Below are 16,426 nucleotides of genomic sequence, written 5' to 3' on the forward strand. Positions count from 1 at the left end.
GCCGTCCCGCAGACCACTCAGGAAGCCGGTTGCGCGGGTCAGCGGGGTTCGTAGCGCCGCAACGGCTGCGACCGCCGCACCAGCTCGCGCAGGTCGGTGAGGGTGCCGTGGGCCGCGCCCACGGCACGCGCCTGCACCAGCACGTTGCCCAGCGCCGTCGCCTCGGCGGGCCCCGCGACCACGGGCAGGCCGCACGCGTCGGCGGTGAGCTGGCACAGCAGCTCGTTCTGCGAGCCACCACCGACGACGTGCACGACCTCGACTTCCTTGCCGGACAGCCGCTGTGCGTCCTCTACGGCGTCACGGTGGGCCAGCGCCAGACTGTCCAGGACGGACCGCACGACCTCGGGCGGGGACAGGCTCTTCCCGCACCACCGCTCGATGCGCGCCGGCATGTCACCGGGCGGCAGGAACACCGGGTCGTTGGGGTCGAACACCGCCCCGGACGCCGTCGCGGCCTCCCGCAGCAGGGGCTCCAGCCGGGCGTTCCACGTCCGCAGGCACTCCTGGAGCAGCCACAGGCCCATCACGTTGCGGAGGTAGCGGATCGTGCCGTCGACGCCGCCCTCGTTGGTGAAGTTCGCCGCCCTGCTCTCCTCGGTGAGCACCGGCTCGGGCAGCTCGACGCCGACCAGCGACCAGGTGCCGCAGGAGATGTAGGCGAATCGATCATTCGTCGCGGGCACGGCGACGACGGCGGAGGCGGTGTCGTGCGAGCCGACCGCGGTGACCGGCACACCCTCGAAAGCGCCCGCCGGGTCTCCCGGGTGGCGCAGCGGCGGCAGGAGGCCGGGCAGGTCACGGGTCAGCTCGGGTGACCACTGTCCTGTTCGGACGTCGATCAGGCCCGTCGTGGTGGCGTTGGTGTACTCGGCGCCGCGCTCGCCGGTGAGCCAGTACGAGATCAGGTCCGGGATCAGCAGGAGCTGCGAGGCCTGGGGGAGCAGGGATTCGGCCCTGAGCTGGAACATCGTGTTGAACGGCTGGAACTGCAGGCCGTTGACCTCGTACAGGCCCTCGGCCGGTGTCACACCCTCGGTGCGGGAGTCGCGGTAGCAGAACGGGTCGGCCAGCAGCTCGCCGGACGCGTCGAGCAGGCCGTAGTCGACGGCCCAGCTGTCGATGCCGATGCTGTCGACCTCACCGGCGAGCCGCAACCCTTCGAGGACCTCGCGGTGCAGGCCGCGGACGTCCCAGCGCAGGGAACCGCCCTGGTGCACCGGCCCGTTCGCGAACCGGTGCACCTCCTCGACGTGCACGGCGTCGTCGGTGACGACCCCGCGGACCACCCGGCCGCTGGACGCACCGAGGTCGACCGCCGCGACCGCAGTCGGTCTGGCCGTCATCGCAGGAACGCCGCTGCCACGCCGGCGTCGACCGGCACGTGCAGGCCGGTCGTGAGGGACAGGTCGCCCGCTGTCAGCGCGAACACCGCCGCCGCCACGTGCTCGGGCAGCACCTCGCGCTTGAGCAGGGTGCGCTGGGCGTAGAACTCGCCGAGCTCCTCCTCCGGCACACCGTAGACCGCGGCTCGCTGGGCGCCCCAGCCGCCGGCGAAGATGCCGGAGCCGCGGACCACGCCGTCCGGGTTGATGCCGTTGACGCGGATGCCGTCGGCGCCCAGTTCGGCCGCCAGGAGGCGCACCTGGTGGGCCTGGTTCGCCTTGGCCGCGCCGTAGGCGACGTTGTTCGGGCCGGCGAACACCGCGTTCTTGCTGGAGATGTAGACGATGTCGCCGCCCATGCCCTGTGCGCGCATGACCCCGGCCGCCTGCTGCGACACCAGGAACGAGCCCTTGGCCATCACGTCGTGCTGGAGGTCCCAGTCGGCCTCGGTGGTCTCGGCGAGGGGTTTGGAGATCGACAGGCCCGCGTTGTTGACCACCAGGTCCACGCCGCCGAACGCCAGCGACGCCGCGCGGAACGCCTCGGCGATGCCGGAGGCGTCGGTGACGTCGACCGTCACCGGCACGGCCACGTCCGGGGAACCGATCCCGGCAGCGACCTCACGTGCCGCGTCACCGTCCCGGTCGGCGACCACGACGCACGCGCCCTCGGCCGCCAGCCGCACGGCGACCGCCCTGCCGATGCCCGAACCGCCACCGGTGACGAGCGCGACACGGGTGGCCAGCGGCTTGGGCTTCGGCATCCGCTGGAGCTTCGCCTCTTCGAGCGCCCAGTACTCGATGCGGAACTTCTCGCGCTCCTCGATCGGCGCGTACCGCGAGACCGACTCGGCGCCGCGCATCACGTTGATGGCGTTCACGTAGAACTCGCCCGCCACGCGCGCGGTCTGCTTGTCGCGGCCGAAGCTGAACATGCCGACGCCCGGCACGAGCACGACGGCCGGGTCGGCACCGCGCATCGGCGGGCTGTCCGGCTCGGCGTGCCGCTCGTAGTAGGACCGGTAGTCGTCGCGGTAAGCGGAGTGCAGCTGCCCCAGGCGTTCCACGACGTCCGCGAGCGGCGCGGTCGGCGGCAGGTCGACCACGAGCGGCCGGACCTTGGTGCGCAGGAAGTGGTCCGGGCACGACGTGCCGAGCGCGGCGAGTTCGGGATGCCGTTGCCGCGACAGGAAGTCCAGCACCACCTCGGAGTCGGTGAAGTGGCCGACCTGCGGGCTGTCGGTGGAGGCCAGGCCGCGGATCACGGGCGCCAGTTCAGCGGCACGGAGATGCCGTTCCTCCGAAGCAAGAGGTTCGTGCACCACCGGGCCGAACGGCTCCGCGCGGCCGTGCTCGTCGAGGTAGCGCTGCGCACCGGCGATGATCTCCAGCGAGTGCGCCTCGCACTCCTCGCTCGTCGCACCCCACGCCGTGATGCCGTGCCCGCCCAGGACGACCCCGATCGCCTGCGGGTGGTCGCGCCTGATCGCCGCGATGTCCAACCCCAGCTGGAAACCCGGTCGTCGCCACGGCACCCACGCCACGCGGTCGCCGAAGCACGCCTTGACCAGCGCCTCACCGTCCGCGGCCGTCGCGAACGCGATGCCGGCGTCCGGGTGCAGGTGGTCGACGTGCGCCGCGTCCACCAGCCCGTGCATGGCCGTGTCTATCGACGGCGCCGCGCCTCCCTTGCCGTGCAGGCAGAAGTCGAACGCGGCGACCATCTCGTCCTCGCGCTCCACACCGGGGTAGACCTCGGTCAGCGCGCGCAGCCGGTCGAGCCGCAGCACCGCGAGCCCGGACTCCTCCAGCGTGCCCAGGTCACCACCAGATCCCTTGACCCACATGAGGTCCACCGGCTGTCCGGTCACCGGGTCGACCTGCGACCCCTTGGCCGAGGTGTTGCCGCCCGCGTAGTTGGTGTTGCGCGGATCGGCGCCGAGCCGGTTGCTCCTGCCCAGCAGTGCTCGCACCTGCTCCATCACGCACCCCACCCGGCGGCCTCGCCACCGACTCGTTCCGCGACGATCCGCTCCGCGTACCCGGACCGCCGGTACGCGGCCATCGGATCCGGGTCCAAGCTCATCTCTTCGCGCAACTCGCGCAGAAGTGGCCGCACGTCGGTGTTGTAGGCGTCCATCAACGCGGCGTTCGCGCCGAGCACGTCCCCGGCCTGCTGTGCCGCGGCCAGTTCGGCGTGGTCGACCAGGAGCGCCTTCGCCGTGGCCTCCTGGACGTTCAGCACCGACCGGATGATCGCCGGGATCTTCGGCTCCAGGTTGTGGCACTGGTCGAGCATGAACGCGATGCCGGCCGCAGGCTTCAGCGCGTCCGCCAGCACGATCTCGTGCATGATCCGGAACAGTTGGAACGGGTCGGCCGCCCCGACCATCAGGTCGTCGTCGGCGTAGAAGCGCGAGTTGAAGTCGAACGCGCCGAGCTTCCCGGCCCGCAGCAGGAACGACACGATGAACTCGATGTTCGTGCCCGGCGCGTGGTGGCCGGTGTCGATCACGACCTGCGCCTGGTCGCCCAACTGCTGGCAGTGCGCGAACGCCGTGCCCCAGTCGGGCACGTCCGTCACGTAGAAGGCGGGCTCGAAGAGCTTGTACTCCACCAGCATCCGCTGATCCGGGCCGAGCCGCGCGTACGTCTCCCGCAACGCCTCGGCGAGCCGGTCCTGGCGGGCGCGGATGTTGTCCTGGCCGGGGTAGTTCAGCCCGTCCGCGAACCACAGCTTGAGATCACGCGATCCCGTGGCGTCCATGATGTCGACGCACTCGAGGAGGTGCCCGAGAGCCTTGCGCCGCACCGAGGCGTCCGGGTGGCAGACGCTGCCGAGCTTGTAGTCGTCGTCCTGGAACACGTTCGAGTTGATGGCCCCCAACGCTACGCCGCGCTCACGGGCGTAGGAGGCGAGCTTGCCGTAGTCGTCGACCCTGTCCCACGGGATGTGCAACGCGACGGTCGGCGCGACCCCGGTCAGCCGGTGCACGACCGCGGCGTCGTCGATCTTCTCGTACGGCGTGCGCGGAACTCCCTGCTGCGCAAAGACCTTGAATCGCGTGCCGGAGTTCCCGTACGCCCACGAGGGGGTCTCGATCCGCTGGTCGCGCAACGCGTCTTTCACACTCATCGTTCTCCCCAAAACTCAGTCGAGGTGGAAGACCTCGTCGAGCGGCGTCATCCGTTCGTCGGCGTTGCCGTCACCGACGAAGAACTCCGCCATCTCGGTCTGCCAGCGCGCGTTCACCTCGGTGCGCGCCATCTCCGCGAGAGCCGCGTCGAAGTCGTCGCACTCCAGGTAACCGACGAGCAGGCCGTCCCCGGCGAGGAAGAGGCTGTAGTTGCGCCATCCCGCGTCGCTGAGGGCGGCCCGCATCTCCGGCCACACCTCGCGGTGCCGCGCCCGGTACTCCTCGAGCCGGTCGGCGCGGACCCGCAAGGTGAAGCAGACGCGCATGTCAGAAGTCGAACTGGTCGATGTTGTCCTTGGTGAACACCGTCGGCGGGCCGAGCACGACCTCGCCCTTGGCGCCGATCGTGTAGTCACCCAGGTCGCCGGCCTTGTACTTCTCGCCCTCCGCGCCGGTGATCTGCCCGGACGCGAGCGCGGCGGCGGTGTAGGTCGCGAGGTAGCCGAGCTTGCTCGGGTCCCACAGCGCGAACGACTTGACCGTGCCGTCCTGCACGAACTTGCGCATCTGGTTCGGCGTGCCGAGACCGGTCAGCTGGACCTTGCCCTTGTACTCGGACGAGCTGAGGTACCGGGCGGCCGCCGCGACACCGACGGTGGTCGGCGAGATGATGCCCTTGAGGTTCGGGTGCGCCTGCAGCAGGCCCTGGGTCTTCTGGAACGACGTCTGGTCGTCGTCGTTGCCGTACGCGGTCTCGACGAGCTCGAGACCCGAGTACTCGGGCTTCGCGAGCTCGGTCTTCATGACCTCGATCCACGCGTTCTGGTTGGTGGCGTTGGGGGTCGCGGACAGGATCGCGATCTCGCCGGACCCGCCGACCGCCTCGCTGATCAGCTTGACCTGACCGGCGGCGATCTCGTTCGACGTGGCCTGGTTGATGAACACGTCCCGCGCGTCCGGCGCGGCGTCGGAGTCGAACGTGACGACCTTCAGGCCCTGCTGGCGCGCGCTCTTCAGCGCGGGCGCGACGGCGTTGGCGTCGTTCGCCGAGATCACCAGCGCGTCCTGCTTCTGCTGCGCCGCGGTGTTGATGTAGGTGACCTGTGAGGACGCGGCCGCGTCGGACGGTCCGGTCGGCTTCACCTCGGCCTTGATCGCGGTGCCCGCCTGCTCGGCGCCCTTCTGCGCCACGGTGAAGTACGGGTTGTTGACCTGCTTGGGCAGGAACGTGATCTTCAGACCCTCCTTGAGGGCCGCGTTCGGATCACCCTTCGCGGCGTTCGTGGCGCCACCGGTCTGGTCACCGGCGCTGTCCTTCGTGGTGCCACCACCGCAGGCGGTGAGCGCGACGGCCCCGGACACCACCAGGGCAAGCACTAAACGTGTGTTCATGGCGCGGCCTTCCTCAGACTTGCGACGCGACGGGTGACGGACGGGGCGAGAACGCTCACCAGCAGCAGGAGGCCGGTGACGATGGTGAGGACCTCCGTGGAGGTGTCCTGCAGGATCAGGAGGTTGCGCAGGCCGCCGAGCAGCAGCACGCCCGCGAGCACGCCGAACAGCGTGCCTTTGCCGCCGAAGATGGACACGCCCCCGAGCAGCACGGCGGCGACGACGGCCAGTTCGAGCCCGAGCCCGTTGTCGGCGCGGGCGCTGGAGAACCGGAACGTGTAGACGATGCCGGCGATCGCGGCCACGGCCCCGGCGAGCACGAACAGGGACAGCTTGATCCGCTTGACCCGGATGCCGGAGAACCGGGCACCCTCCTCGTTGGCGCCGATCGCGTAGACGGACCGGCCGAACGAGCTGGCGTGCAGCGCGACTCCGAACAGGACGGCGAGCACGGCGGCCAGCACGATCGGGTACGGGATGTCCGTGCCGGGCACCGGGGTCGTGCCGAACGACGTGTAGCTCGCCGGGAAGTCGGCGACCGCGGTGTCGCCCAGGACGACCAGCGCGAGGCCGCGGTACAGGGCGAGCGTGCCGATCGTGACGGCCAGCGACGGCAGTCCGAGCCGGGTGACCAGCAGTCCGTTGACCGCACCGCACACCGCCCCGACCACGATCACGGTCGGCAGGATCGTCTCGAGCGACCAGCCCGCGTTCCACAGCCAGCCGATCATCGCGCTCGACAGGCCGAGCACCGACGCGACGGACAGGTCGATCTCGCCCGCCACGACCACCAGCGTCAGCGGCAGCGCGATCAACGCGATCTCGCCGATGTCGAGGCCGAGGTAGAAGAGGTTGCCGCCGGACAGGAACGAGCCGTCCGTGCCGGCCTGACCGGTCAGCGCGACGACGATCAGCAGGAACACCAGCGCGGTCTCCCACCGCAGGAAGTTACGCATGGCTGGTCCCTTCCGAGGTGCGCAGGGCCTTCGCCAGCCGCAGTGCGAGGAGCCGGTCGACGGTGATCGCGCTGAGCAGCAACGCGCCCGAGATCGCCTGCTGCCAGAACGCGGGGATCTGCAGCACCACCAGGCAACTCGTGATCGTGCCGAGCAGGAGTGCGCCGAGCGCGGCCCCGGTCACCGTGCCCGACCCGCCGAAGATCGCGACACCGCCGACCACGACCGCCGCGACGACCTGGAGTTCGAGCCCCGTGCCCGCCGCCGCGTCGACCGTGCCGTACCGGGCCACCCACAGCGCCCCGGCCAGCCCCGCGACGAGTCCGGAGAGGACGAACGTGGTGAGCATCCGCTTCGCGACCGGGATGCCCGCCAGTGTCGCGGCCTCGGGGTTCGAGCCGATCGCGTACAGCTCGCGGCCGGACCGGTAGGAGCGCAGGTACACGGCCGCCACCACGATGACGACGAGCGTGATGAGCACGAGCACCGGGATGCCCATGACTCGGGCGCTGCCGAGGTTCAGCAGCGCGTCCGGGAGGTTCGCCGCGTTGACCTGCTTGCCCTGGGCCAGTGCGAAGTCGACGCCGCGGAACACGTACAGCGTGCCGAGCGTGACCACGAGGCTGGGGACGTTGCCCAGTGCCACCAGAAGGCCGTTGAGCAGTCCGCACGCCAGCCCGACCGCGATGCCGAACCCGATGCCCAGCAGCAGCGGGGTGCCGGGGTTGTCGGCGAAGTGCTGGGCGGTGAGGAACGCGGACAGGCCGAGCACCGAGCCCACGGACAGGTCGACGTTGCGGGTGATGACGACGAGGGTCTGACCCACCGCGAGCAGGGCGACGATCGAGGCGTTGAGGAGGAGGTCGCGCAGGCTCTGCGGCTGGATGAAGCGCGGGTTGACGATCGCCGTGGGGATGACGACGAGCGCGAGGGCCACGACGATGCCGAGTTCGCGGACGCGGCCGACCCGGGTGGAGAGGCGCCGGGCCGCGGTGCGGCGGGAGGGTGCGACGGCGGGGGTGAGTTGAGCGGTCACGGGCCCACCGCCAGGGCTCGGTTCGCGACGGCCTTGCGGCCCACGGCCTTCCGGCCCACCGCCGGGGTTCGGCTCGCGCGGGCCGTCCGGCCCACCGCCAGGGCCGGGCTCACGACGGCCGCCCGACCCGCCACCGTCCGGGCGGCGACCACACGCCCTGCCACGCCTTCCTGCGCCGTCACTTCGCCCCCACCTGACCCGCGGCCGCCAGCGCCACGCGTTCCTCCGTCGCCTCGGCCCGCGAGAACTCCTCCACCAGCCGCCCTTCGTGCATCACCAGCACCCGGTCGGCCATGCCCAGCACCTCCGGCAGCTCCGACGAGATCATCAACACCGCCACGCCCTGCCCGGCCAGTTCCGACAGCAGCCGGTGCACCTCGGCCTTCGTCCCGACGTCGATGCCGCGGGTCGGCTCGTCGACGATCAGCACGGACGGCCCGCGCGCCAGCCACTTCGCCAGCACGACCTTCTGCTGGTTGCCGCCGGACAACACGCCGACGGGGTCGCCCAGCCGGGAGAACTTCAGCCGCAGCTTCACGGCCCAGTCCTGCGCCAGGGCGCGCTCGGAACGTCGCCGCAGCAACCCGAAAGTCGACAGCCGGCCCAGTGAGGCCAAAGCGGTGTTGCGTTCGATGGACGCGTCCATCACGAGTCCCTGCTGGCGGCGGTCTTCCGGCACGAACCCGATGCCGGCGGCCATCGCGGCGGTGGGGGAGCCGTACTTGAGCTTGCGGCCACCCACGTGCACGGAACCGCCGTCCGGGCGGTCGATGCCGAACACCGCGCGCGCGACCTCGCTGCGTCCGGCTCCGACAAGTCCTGACAGGGCGACGATCTCGCCCGCGCGGACGTCGAACGACACGTCGGTGAAGACGCCCTCGCGGGTGAGTCGCCGCACCGCCAGTTTCACCTCGCCCGCCTTGACGTCCTCCTTGGGGAAGAGCTGCGAGAGCTCGCGTCCGACCATCCTGCGCACCAACGAGTCCGGCGTCTCCGGCTCCAGCCCGCCGGACCACACGAACTCGCCGTCGCGCAGCACCGTGGCGCGTTGGCACAGCTCGAAGACCTCGTTCAACCGGTGCGAGACGAACAGCACGGCCGCGTCCTGCGCCCGCAACGCCCGCACCACACCGAAAAGTCGCTGCACCTCGTGGGCGGACAGGGCGGCGGTCGGCTCGTCCATGACGATCACGCGGGCGTCGAACGACAGCGCCTTGGCGATCTCCACGAGCTGCTGGTCCGCAATGGACAGTCCACGCGCCGGGCGGGCCGGGTCGAGGCGGACCCCGAGGCGGGAGAACAGCTCCGAGGTCCGCGCGTGCAGGGCGGCCACGTCGATGCGGCGGCCGAACCCGAGCGGCTGGCGGCCCATGAACACGTTCTCGGCCACCGACAGGTCGCCGAACAGCGTCGGTTCCTGGTAGATGATCGCGATGCCCGCGGCCAGGGCGTCGGCCGGACCGGAGAACCGGCGCTGCTCGCCGTCGACCAGCACCGCGCCCGCGTCGGGGCGGTGGACGCCCGCGAGGGTCTTGATCAGCGTCGACTTGCCGGCGCCGTTCTCCCCGAGCAGCGCGTGGGCCTCGCCGGGCAGCAGTTCCAGCGACACCCCGGACAACGCGCGGACGGCGCCGAAGGACTTGCTCACCTGCTCCAGTGCCACCACGGGAGGTCGGTCCACGTCCGTGTCTCCTCGATGTTGAAACGTTTTAACACCTGAGTTACGAGCACTCTGAGTGCGCTACGTCACCATGTCAAGGGTTGCGGGGTACGATTCGTTGTCACGTTTCAACAAAGGAGCCGCCGGTGAAGCCGTCAGTGGGCATCCGCGACGTCGCGCAACACGCCGGCGTGTCCAACGCGACCGTCTCGAACGTGCTGAACCGGCCGGACGTCGTCGCCCCGGCGACCAGGCAACGGGTGCTGGCCGCGATCGAGCAACTGGGCTTCGTGCGCAACGAGTCCGCGCGTCAGCTGCGCGCGGGCCGCAGCAGGGTGCTCGCCTACGTCGTGCTCGACGCGGCGAACCCGTTCTTCACCGACGTGGCACGTGGTGTCGAGGACGCGGCACGGGAGGCGGGCCTCGCCCTCTTCCTCTGCAACAGCGCCTCCGACGGCGGCCGCGAACGCGAGTACCTGGAGCTGCTGCACGAGCAACGCGTCGAGGGCATCCTGATCACCCCGGTCGACACGGAGAGCGCACAGCTCGCCGAACGCGGCACGCCGATCGTGCTGGTCGACCGCGAGGCGACGGACGGCACGCGGTGCTCGGTCGCCGTGGACGACGTGCTCGGCGGCGAGCTCGCGGTCACGCACCTGATCGAGAACGGCCACACCCGCATCGCGATGGTCGGCGGCCCGCTGTCCATCCAGCAGGTGCGCGACCGCCGCGAGGGCGCGCTGCGGGCCCTGCGCAACGCCGGTCTGCCGGACGACGCCCTGACGTTCCTCGAGACGAAGAGCCTGCAGGTGTCGGAGGGCCGGGGTGCGGGGGAGAGGCTCGTCGGCCTGCCCGCGTCCCGCCGGCCCACCGCGGCGTTCTGCGGCAACGACCTGGTCGCACTCGGTCTGCTCCAGTCGATGACGCAGCAGGGCCTGCGCGTGCCGGACGACCTCGCCGTCGTGGGCTACGACGACATCGACTTCGCCGCGGCCGCCGCCGTGCCGCTGACGTCGGTGCGCCAGCCGCGCGAACAGCTCGGCCGCACCGCCGCCCAGCTGCTGCTCGCGGAGAACGAGCCGGACCACGAGCACCGGCACGTGAAGTTCCAGCCGGAGCTGGTGGTCCGGGCCTCCACCGCGATCAGGCGACGCTGATCGGCGGCCGTTCGAAGCGGAGGAAGCCGCACGGTTGGATCACCCGTCGGGTGGGCACCCAGAGGTGGTCCCGAGCCCGAACGGAAAGGCCTTGCTCATGCCGTCGGACACAGTTCTCCTCGCCGACCGGTACAGGTTGGGTGAGGTGCTCGGCACCGGTGGCGTCGCGGAGGTGCGCCGGGCCAGGGACGTCCTGCTGGCACGGGACGTCGCGGTCAAGCTGTTCCAGCCGGGTGACGACCTCTCGGACGCGCGCCGCATCGACAAGGAGATCTGCGCACTGGCCGGGCTGTCGCATCCGGGCCTGGTCAAGGTCTACGACGCCGATCCCTCCGGCGAGACTCCGTACCTGGTCCTGGAGCTCATCGAGGGCAAGACCCTGCGCGATCGCATCGCGAAGGGGCCGATGTCCGTCGAGGAGGTGCGACGGGTGGGGGCGGCCCTCGCGGACGCGCTGGCCCACGTCCACTCCCGCGGTTTCATCCACCGCGACGTCAAGCCGTCCAACATCCTCTTCGACGACGACGGCCTGCCGCGTCTCGCCGACTTCGGGCTGGTGCGCTCGGCCGACGAGGCGGGTCTGACCAGGACCGGCCAGGTGGTCGGCACGGCCGCCTACCTCGCGCCGGAGCAGGTGCGGGGCGAGGACCTCACGTCGGCGGTCGACGTCTACGCGCTCGGGCTCGTCCTGCTGGAATGCCTCACCGGGCAGCGCGAGTACCAGGGCGCCGAGGTCGAGTCCGCGGTCGCCCGCCTGCACCGGCCCCCGGCGATCCCGGACGACCTGCCGTTCGACCTCGTGCGACTGCTGTCGAGGATGACCTCCCTGAGCGTGGCCCGCCGCCCGTCCGCCCACGAGTGCGCCGAAGCCCTGCGCACCCCCTCCGCGGACACGCCCACCGTCGTCGTGCCGAAGCCGCGCTCCCGCGGACTGCTCGCGGCCGCGTCGGCCGTGGTGCTGATCTCGGCCATCGGCACGGGGATCAGCGCGTGGAACAGCGTCACCGCGACCGGTGCCGACCAGCCGGAGACGACCGCTCCCGCCTCGACCGGGACCCCGGTGAGCACCGCGGTGGTCACCCCGGCGCCCGTCGCGGTGCAGCCGTTGCCGCCGGCCGACGCGCCGCCCGCCGTGCAGGCCGTGGACAACCGCAAGGCCGCCCCTCCTCCCGCACCGGCGGACAAGGGCAAGGCCGCCTCCGGCAAGGGAAAGCCCGGCAAGGGCGAGAACAAGGGCAAGGGCTGATCACTCGTCCCTGTCGCGGTGGCTGCCGCGCAGGGAACCGGGGTGCGCCTTGGCCGACGGGTCGTTGCGCGTCTTGATGAGACTCGCGACCGTGACGACCACCAGGATTGCGATGATCACGCCCAGGCTGAGCGGGGTCGGCACCTCGGGCACGCTCTCCGAGATGTCCACGTGCGCCCAGTGCAGGATCAGCTTCACACCGATGAACGCGAGGATGATCGCGAGACCGGCCGAGAGGTAGACCAGTCGGTCGAGCAGGCCCTTGACGAGGAAGAACAACGCCCGCAGGCCGAGCAGCGCGAACGCGTTGGCGGTGAAGACGATGTAGGGCTCCTCGGTCACGCCGAACACCGCGGGGATCGAGTCGAGCGCGAACAGCAGGTCGACGCCGCCGATCGCGACCAGCACGATGAACAGTGGCGTGGCGAGCCGCTTGCCGTCGACGCGGGTGAAGATCTTGCCGCCGACGTAGTCGTCCGTGACGGGGATGAGCTTGCGCGCGGTCTTCACCACGACGTTGTTCTCGACGTCGGGGTCCTCGTCGCGGTGCCGGAAGAGCTGCACGGCGGTGAAGATCAGGAGAAGGCCGAACAGCAGGAACATGAACGAGAACAACGACAGCAGCGTCGCGCCCACGGCGATGAAGATGCCGCGCATGATCAGGGCCAGCACGATGCCGAACGTCAGCACCTTGTGCTGGTGCTCCTCGGGCACCAGGAACGTCGTCATGATGATCACGAAGACGAACAGGTTGTCGACCGAGAGGCTCTTCTCGACGATGTAGCCGGCGAAGTACTCCGCGCCGAACCCGCCGCCGTGCGCGCTGGCGAACCACACGCCGAAGGCGACCGCGACGAGGATGTAGAACACCGACCACAGAGTGGCCTCGCGGAAGCCGATCCGGTGTGGTCTCCACGCCGCCAGAACCAGGTCGACCGCCAGCAGCAGGACGATCACACCGATCGTCGTCGCCCACGTCAGTCCGCTGATCTCCAGCACCGCAACCCCTCCGGCCGCCCGGTCCGTCCGCAGGGGACGTTACCGGGCGGACGGCCGGAGCGCCGTCAGGGACTCGTCGTGAACTCCGGTGTCGTCACCCGGTCGAACCCGACGCGCCGGGTCGGTCCGGTCATCGTCAGCTTCACCGCGGAGTGGATGTTCGCGCTGGACGTGCCGACGTGCAGCTCGACGTCCCCGGGATCGACCTGGCGGTGGCCCGCGCGGCCGGTGTAGGAGGTCAGGTCGGCGTGCAGCCGGGCGGTGACGGTGCGGGTCTCGCCGGGCTCGAGGTCCACCTTCGCCGCGCCGACCAGCTGCCGCACGGGCCGCGCGACCTCGGCGACCGGGTCGTGCAGGTAGATCTGCACGACCTCGCTGGTCGGGACGTCCGTGTCGTTGCGCACGACCACGTGCACCGTGCAGAAGCCGTCGGTCGGCCACTCGCGTTCCTCGCAGCCCGCCGTGACCCACGAGGCCGGTGCGTAGGAAAGCCCGTGCCCGAACGGGAACAGCGGCGTCGGGTCCACGTTGCTGACCTCGGTGCGCCTGCCGAGCTGCGCGCTCAGGTAGGTCGAGGGCTGGCTGGAACCGGCGCCCGGGAAGCTCACCGGGAGCCTGCCGGACGGGTTGACGCGTCCGCCGAGGACACCCGCGAGTGCCGGTCCGCCCTCCTGGCCCGGGTAGAACCCGCACACGACGGCGGCCAGCCGGTCGACCTGCCGGGACAGGTCGTAGGGCCGGCCCGAGAGCAGCACGAGCACGACCGGCATGCCGGTGCCGAGCACCGCCTCCAGCAGTTCCTCCTGGCGGCCGGGCAGCTTCAGGTCCGCGGCGTCACATCCCTCGCCGGACGTGCCGTTGCCGAAAAGTCCCGCCTGGTCGCCGAGCACGACGACGCAGACGTCCGCCTGCCGGGCCGCCTCGACGGCCTCGGCGATCTCGTCGTCCGTCCCGCCGAGCACGGGACAGCCGCGCGCGAACACCACGTCGTGGTCCTGGCGCAACGCCTCCACCACGGTGGTGACCTCGACGCCGATCTCCACGTCCGGGTGGTGCACGCCGACGTGCAGCGGGAACGAGTAGCAGCCCATCATCGCGCCCGGCTCGTCGGCGCGCGGGCCCACGACGGCCAGTCGCTTGCCCGTCAACGGGAGCACACCGTCGTTCTGCAGCAACACGATCGAACGCTCGGCCACCTCGCGGGCGAGCGCACGCGACTCCTCGTCGTCCAGGTCGAGGTCCGCGGCGGGCGCGGGGGAGTAGTCCGGGTCCAGCAGGCCCAGCTCGACCTTCTGCGTCAGCACGCGCGTCAACGCCCTGTCGACGAGCTCGACGTCCACGCGGTGGGAACAAAGGCCTTCGAGCAGCGGCTCGCCGAAGCAGTCCACAGTGGGCAGTTCGACGTCGATGCCGGCCGCCAACGCCAGCGCGGCCGCGTCCTCGCGCCCGGCGGCGACCCCGTGCAGCTTGTGCAGGAACGCCACGGAGAAGTAGTCGGACACCAACGTCCCGGTGAAACCGTACTCGTCGCGCAACCGGTCGGTGAGGAGCGTCGCGTCCGCGGCGGCGGGCACACCGTCGTTGTCGGCGTAGGAGTTCATGACCGACCTGGCGCCCGCCTTCAGCGCCATCTCGAACGGCGGCAGGACGACGTCGGCGAACTCGCGCGGGCCGATCGAGACGGGGGCGTGGTTGCGCCCGGCGCGCGAGGCCGAGTAGCCCGCGAAGTGCTTGAGCGTGGCCACGATCCCGGCCAGTTCGAGGCCTTCGACGTAGGCGGACCCGATGAGGCCGACCAGGTGCGGGTCCTCGCCGATGGTCTCCTCGACCCGGCCCCACCGCAGGTCGCGCGTGACGTCGAGGACGGGGGCGAGGCCCTGGTGGATCCCGAGGCGGCGCATGGAGTCGCCGATCCGCGCCGCCATGCGCCGCACCAGGTCCGGCTCGAACGTGGCGCCCCAGCACAGCGGTGACGGGTACACGGTCGCCTGCCAGGCGGCCAGCCCGGTCAGGCACTCCTCGTGCGCCACCGCGGGGATCCCGAAGCGGCTCGCCTCGATGATCTGCCGCTGGGTGCGGGCGAGCGTGCGCGCGCCGACCTCCGGCGCGATCGGCCGGGTGCCGAACACGCGGGTGAGCTGGCCGATGCCGTACCGGGTCAGCTCGTCGAAGTCCCGCGGTGCCACGGCGAACTCGTGCTGGTGCGGGGCCATCTCGCCGACGGCGTCGATGCCGACCCAGACGCCCTGCAGCTGCGCGACCTTCTCCTGCGGCGTCATGCGCGCGACCAGGTCGCGCACTCGGTCGGCCACGGGGGCGTGCGGATTGCGCCAGACCTCGTCCGGCGTGGTGGCTTCTGTCGTCACAGGAACAACCTCAGGGTGTCAGGGGACGTGTCGACCGCCGGACGACCAGATCGGTGCCCAGGGTGATGTGGGTGTCGGCGGGCTCGTCGCCGTTGATGAGCCGCACCAGCAGTTCGAGGGCGCGGTGGCCCATCTCGCGGATCGGCTGCTCCACCGTCGTGAGCGGCGGTGTGCACAGCGCGGACTCGGGGATGTTGTCGAAGCCGACCACCGAGACGTCCTCCGGCACGCGCAGGCCGAGTTCGAGCGCCGCCTCGATCGCGGCGATCGCGGTGGTGTCGTTGGCGGCGAAGATCGCGGTTGGCCGGTCGGGCCCGCTCAGCAGCTCACGAGCGGACGCGGCGGCCACCTCGGCGTCGTAGTCGCCCCTGCGGACCAGCGACTCGTCGACCGGCACCCCCGCGCTGGCGAGCGCTCCGCGGTAGCCGGTCTCGCGCTGCTGCGCGGACTTCAGGTCCGCGCGGCCGGTCAGCATCGCGATCCTGCGATGACCGAGTTCCAGCAGGTGCTCGGTCGCGAGCCGCCCGCCGTGCAGGTTGTCGGAGTCGACCGTGGGCAGCGCCGCGCGGCCGGTGTGCGGGTCGACGGCGACCACGGGCGTACCGGGGATGCCTTCGAGGTCGACGGCGGGCGTGACCAGCACGGCTCCGTCGACGAGGGTGCCGCTCAGCCGCGTCAGGTACCGCTGCTCCCAGCCGTGGGGGTCACCTGTTCGGCCGCCCGCCGAGTAGACGACGAGTTCGAAGCCGGTGCCGCGGATCGCGTCCGCCGCGCCCTTGAGCAGTTCGGTGCTGAACGGCTCGATGTCGGCGACGAGGATGCCGATGACGTTCGTCCGGTGGTTGCGCAGGCTCTGCGCGACGAGGCTCGCCTCGTACCCCAGGTCCTTGATCACGGCGGTGACCCGCGCGAACGTGTCAGCGGAGACGCCGTAGCGGTTGTTCAGGACCTTGGAGACGGTGGCGACCGAGACGCCGGCCTGAGCGGCGACGTCCTTGATCGTGACGCGGGAGCGTGGGGGCACCGGGTCAGGCTAGCCGTGTAAAACGTTATCGACAACGATTGACACGACACGGGTTCTCGCGGCAGTCT

Annotated in this window: 14 protein-coding genes; 2 read left to right on the forward strand and 12 right to left on the reverse strand. The window is 71.0% G+C overall.

Going from position 1 to position 16,426, the window contains the following annotated elements; all coding sequences use genetic code 11:
• Window positions 1-38 precede the first annotated feature (38 nt).
• From BMY74_RS24885 to BMY74_RS24920, 9 genes are read right to left on the reverse strand one after another with little or no spacing between them, the layout of a single operon-like run.
• On the reverse strand, window positions 39-1,346 hold the full coding sequence (locus BMY74_RS24885; protein ID WP_089920076.1) for a rhamnulokinase: 1,308 nt from the start codon (window positions 1,344-1,346) through the stop codon (window positions 39-41).
• Window positions 1,343-3,367 (reverse strand): bifunctional aldolase/short-chain dehydrogenase, encoded by a 2,025-nt coding sequence (locus BMY74_RS24890; RefSeq protein ID WP_245786337.1) that lies wholly within the window; start codon window positions 3,365-3,367, stop codon window positions 1,343-1,345. The genes BMY74_RS24885 and BMY74_RS24890 overlap by 4 nt, the downstream gene beginning before the upstream one ends.
• On the reverse strand, window positions 3,367-4,521 hold the full coding sequence (gene rhaI / locus BMY74_RS24895; RefSeq protein ID WP_089920080.1) for an L-rhamnose isomerase: 1,155 nt from the start codon (window positions 4,519-4,521) through the stop codon (window positions 3,367-3,369). Before rhaI ends, BMY74_RS24890 begins: the two co-directional genes overlap by 1 nt.
• Window positions 4,522-4,536: 15 nt before the next feature.
• Window positions 4,537-4,848 carry an L-rhamnose mutarotase gene (locus BMY74_RS24900; RefSeq protein WP_089920082.1) on the reverse strand — a complete coding sequence of 104 codons (312 nt, stop codon included), beginning with the start codon at window positions 4,846-4,848 and terminating at the stop codon, window positions 4,537-4,539.
• 1 nt (window position 4,849) lies between these two features.
• The gene (gene rhaS / locus BMY74_RS24905) at window positions 4,850-5,914 is read right to left on the reverse strand and encodes a rhamnose ABC transporter substrate-binding protein (protein ID WP_089920084.1); all 1,065 of its coding nucleotides are present in this window, start codon (window positions 5,912-5,914) and stop codon (window positions 4,850-4,852) included.
• A complete protein-coding gene (locus BMY74_RS24910) occupies window positions 5,911-6,870 on the reverse strand; it encodes an ABC transporter permease (RefSeq protein WP_089920086.1) in 960 nt (319 codons plus the stop codon). The genes rhaS and BMY74_RS24910 overlap by 4 nt, the downstream gene beginning before the upstream one ends.
• Window positions 6,863-7,906 carry an ABC transporter permease gene (locus tag BMY74_RS24915; RefSeq protein WP_089920088.1) on the reverse strand — a complete coding sequence of 348 codons (1,044 nt, stop codon included), beginning with the start codon at window positions 7,904-7,906 and terminating at the stop codon, window positions 6,863-6,865. The genes BMY74_RS24910 and BMY74_RS24915 overlap by 8 nt, the downstream gene beginning before the upstream one ends.
• Complete coding sequence (locus BMY74_RS44310) at window positions 7,903-8,088, reverse strand: hypothetical protein (protein ID WP_143091697.1); 186 nt, start codon at window positions 8,086-8,088, stop codon at window positions 7,903-7,905. The genes BMY74_RS24915 and BMY74_RS44310 overlap by 4 nt, the downstream gene beginning before the upstream one ends.
• Window positions 8,085-9,587 (reverse strand): sugar ABC transporter ATP-binding protein, encoded by a 1,503-nt coding sequence (locus BMY74_RS24920; RefSeq protein ID WP_089920090.1) that lies wholly within the window; start codon window positions 9,585-9,587, stop codon window positions 8,085-8,087. The genes BMY74_RS44310 and BMY74_RS24920 overlap by 4 nt, the downstream gene beginning before the upstream one ends.
• A 125-nt stretch (window positions 9,588-9,712) precedes the next feature.
• Here BMY74_RS24920 and BMY74_RS24925 point away from each other — a divergent pair, with 125 nt between their 5' ends.
• Window positions 9,713-10,723 (forward strand): LacI family DNA-binding transcriptional regulator, encoded by a 1,011-nt coding sequence (locus BMY74_RS24925; RefSeq protein WP_245786338.1) that lies wholly within the window; start codon window positions 9,713-9,715, stop codon window positions 10,721-10,723.
• Window positions 10,724-10,820: 97 nt separating this feature from the next.
• On the forward strand, window positions 10,821-11,969 hold the full coding sequence (locus BMY74_RS24930) for a serine/threonine-protein kinase (RefSeq protein WP_143091698.1): 1,149 nt from the start codon (window positions 10,821-10,823) through the stop codon (window positions 11,967-11,969).
• On the opposite strand, the gene BMY74_RS24935 is transcribed toward BMY74_RS24930, so the two are convergent.
• The 3 genes from BMY74_RS24935 to BMY74_RS24945 form a co-directional block, all read right to left on the reverse strand.
• Window positions 11,970-12,968, reverse strand: coding sequence for a TerC/Alx family metal homeostasis membrane protein (locus BMY74_RS24935; RefSeq protein ID WP_089920094.1), 999 nt, complete (start codon window positions 12,966-12,968; stop codon window positions 11,970-11,972).
• A 65-nt stretch (window positions 12,969-13,033) separates the two neighbouring features.
• The gene (locus BMY74_RS24940) at window positions 13,034-15,334 is read right to left on the reverse strand and encodes a beta-xylosidase/alpha-l-arabinosidase (protein ID WP_089920096.1); all 2,301 of its coding nucleotides are present in this window, start codon (window positions 15,332-15,334) and stop codon (window positions 13,034-13,036) included.
• 10 nt (window positions 15,335-15,344) lie between these two features.
• Window positions 15,345-16,358, reverse strand: coding sequence for a LacI family DNA-binding transcriptional regulator (locus BMY74_RS24945; protein WP_089920099.1), 1,014 nt, complete (start codon window positions 16,356-16,358; stop codon window positions 15,345-15,347).
• Window positions 16,359-16,426 lie beyond the last annotated feature (68 nt).

The sequence above is a fragment of the Lentzea albida genome, from assembly GCF_900111005.1.
Classification (GTDB): domain Bacteria; phylum Actinomycetota; class Actinomycetes; order Mycobacteriales; family Pseudonocardiaceae; genus Lentzea; species Lentzea albida.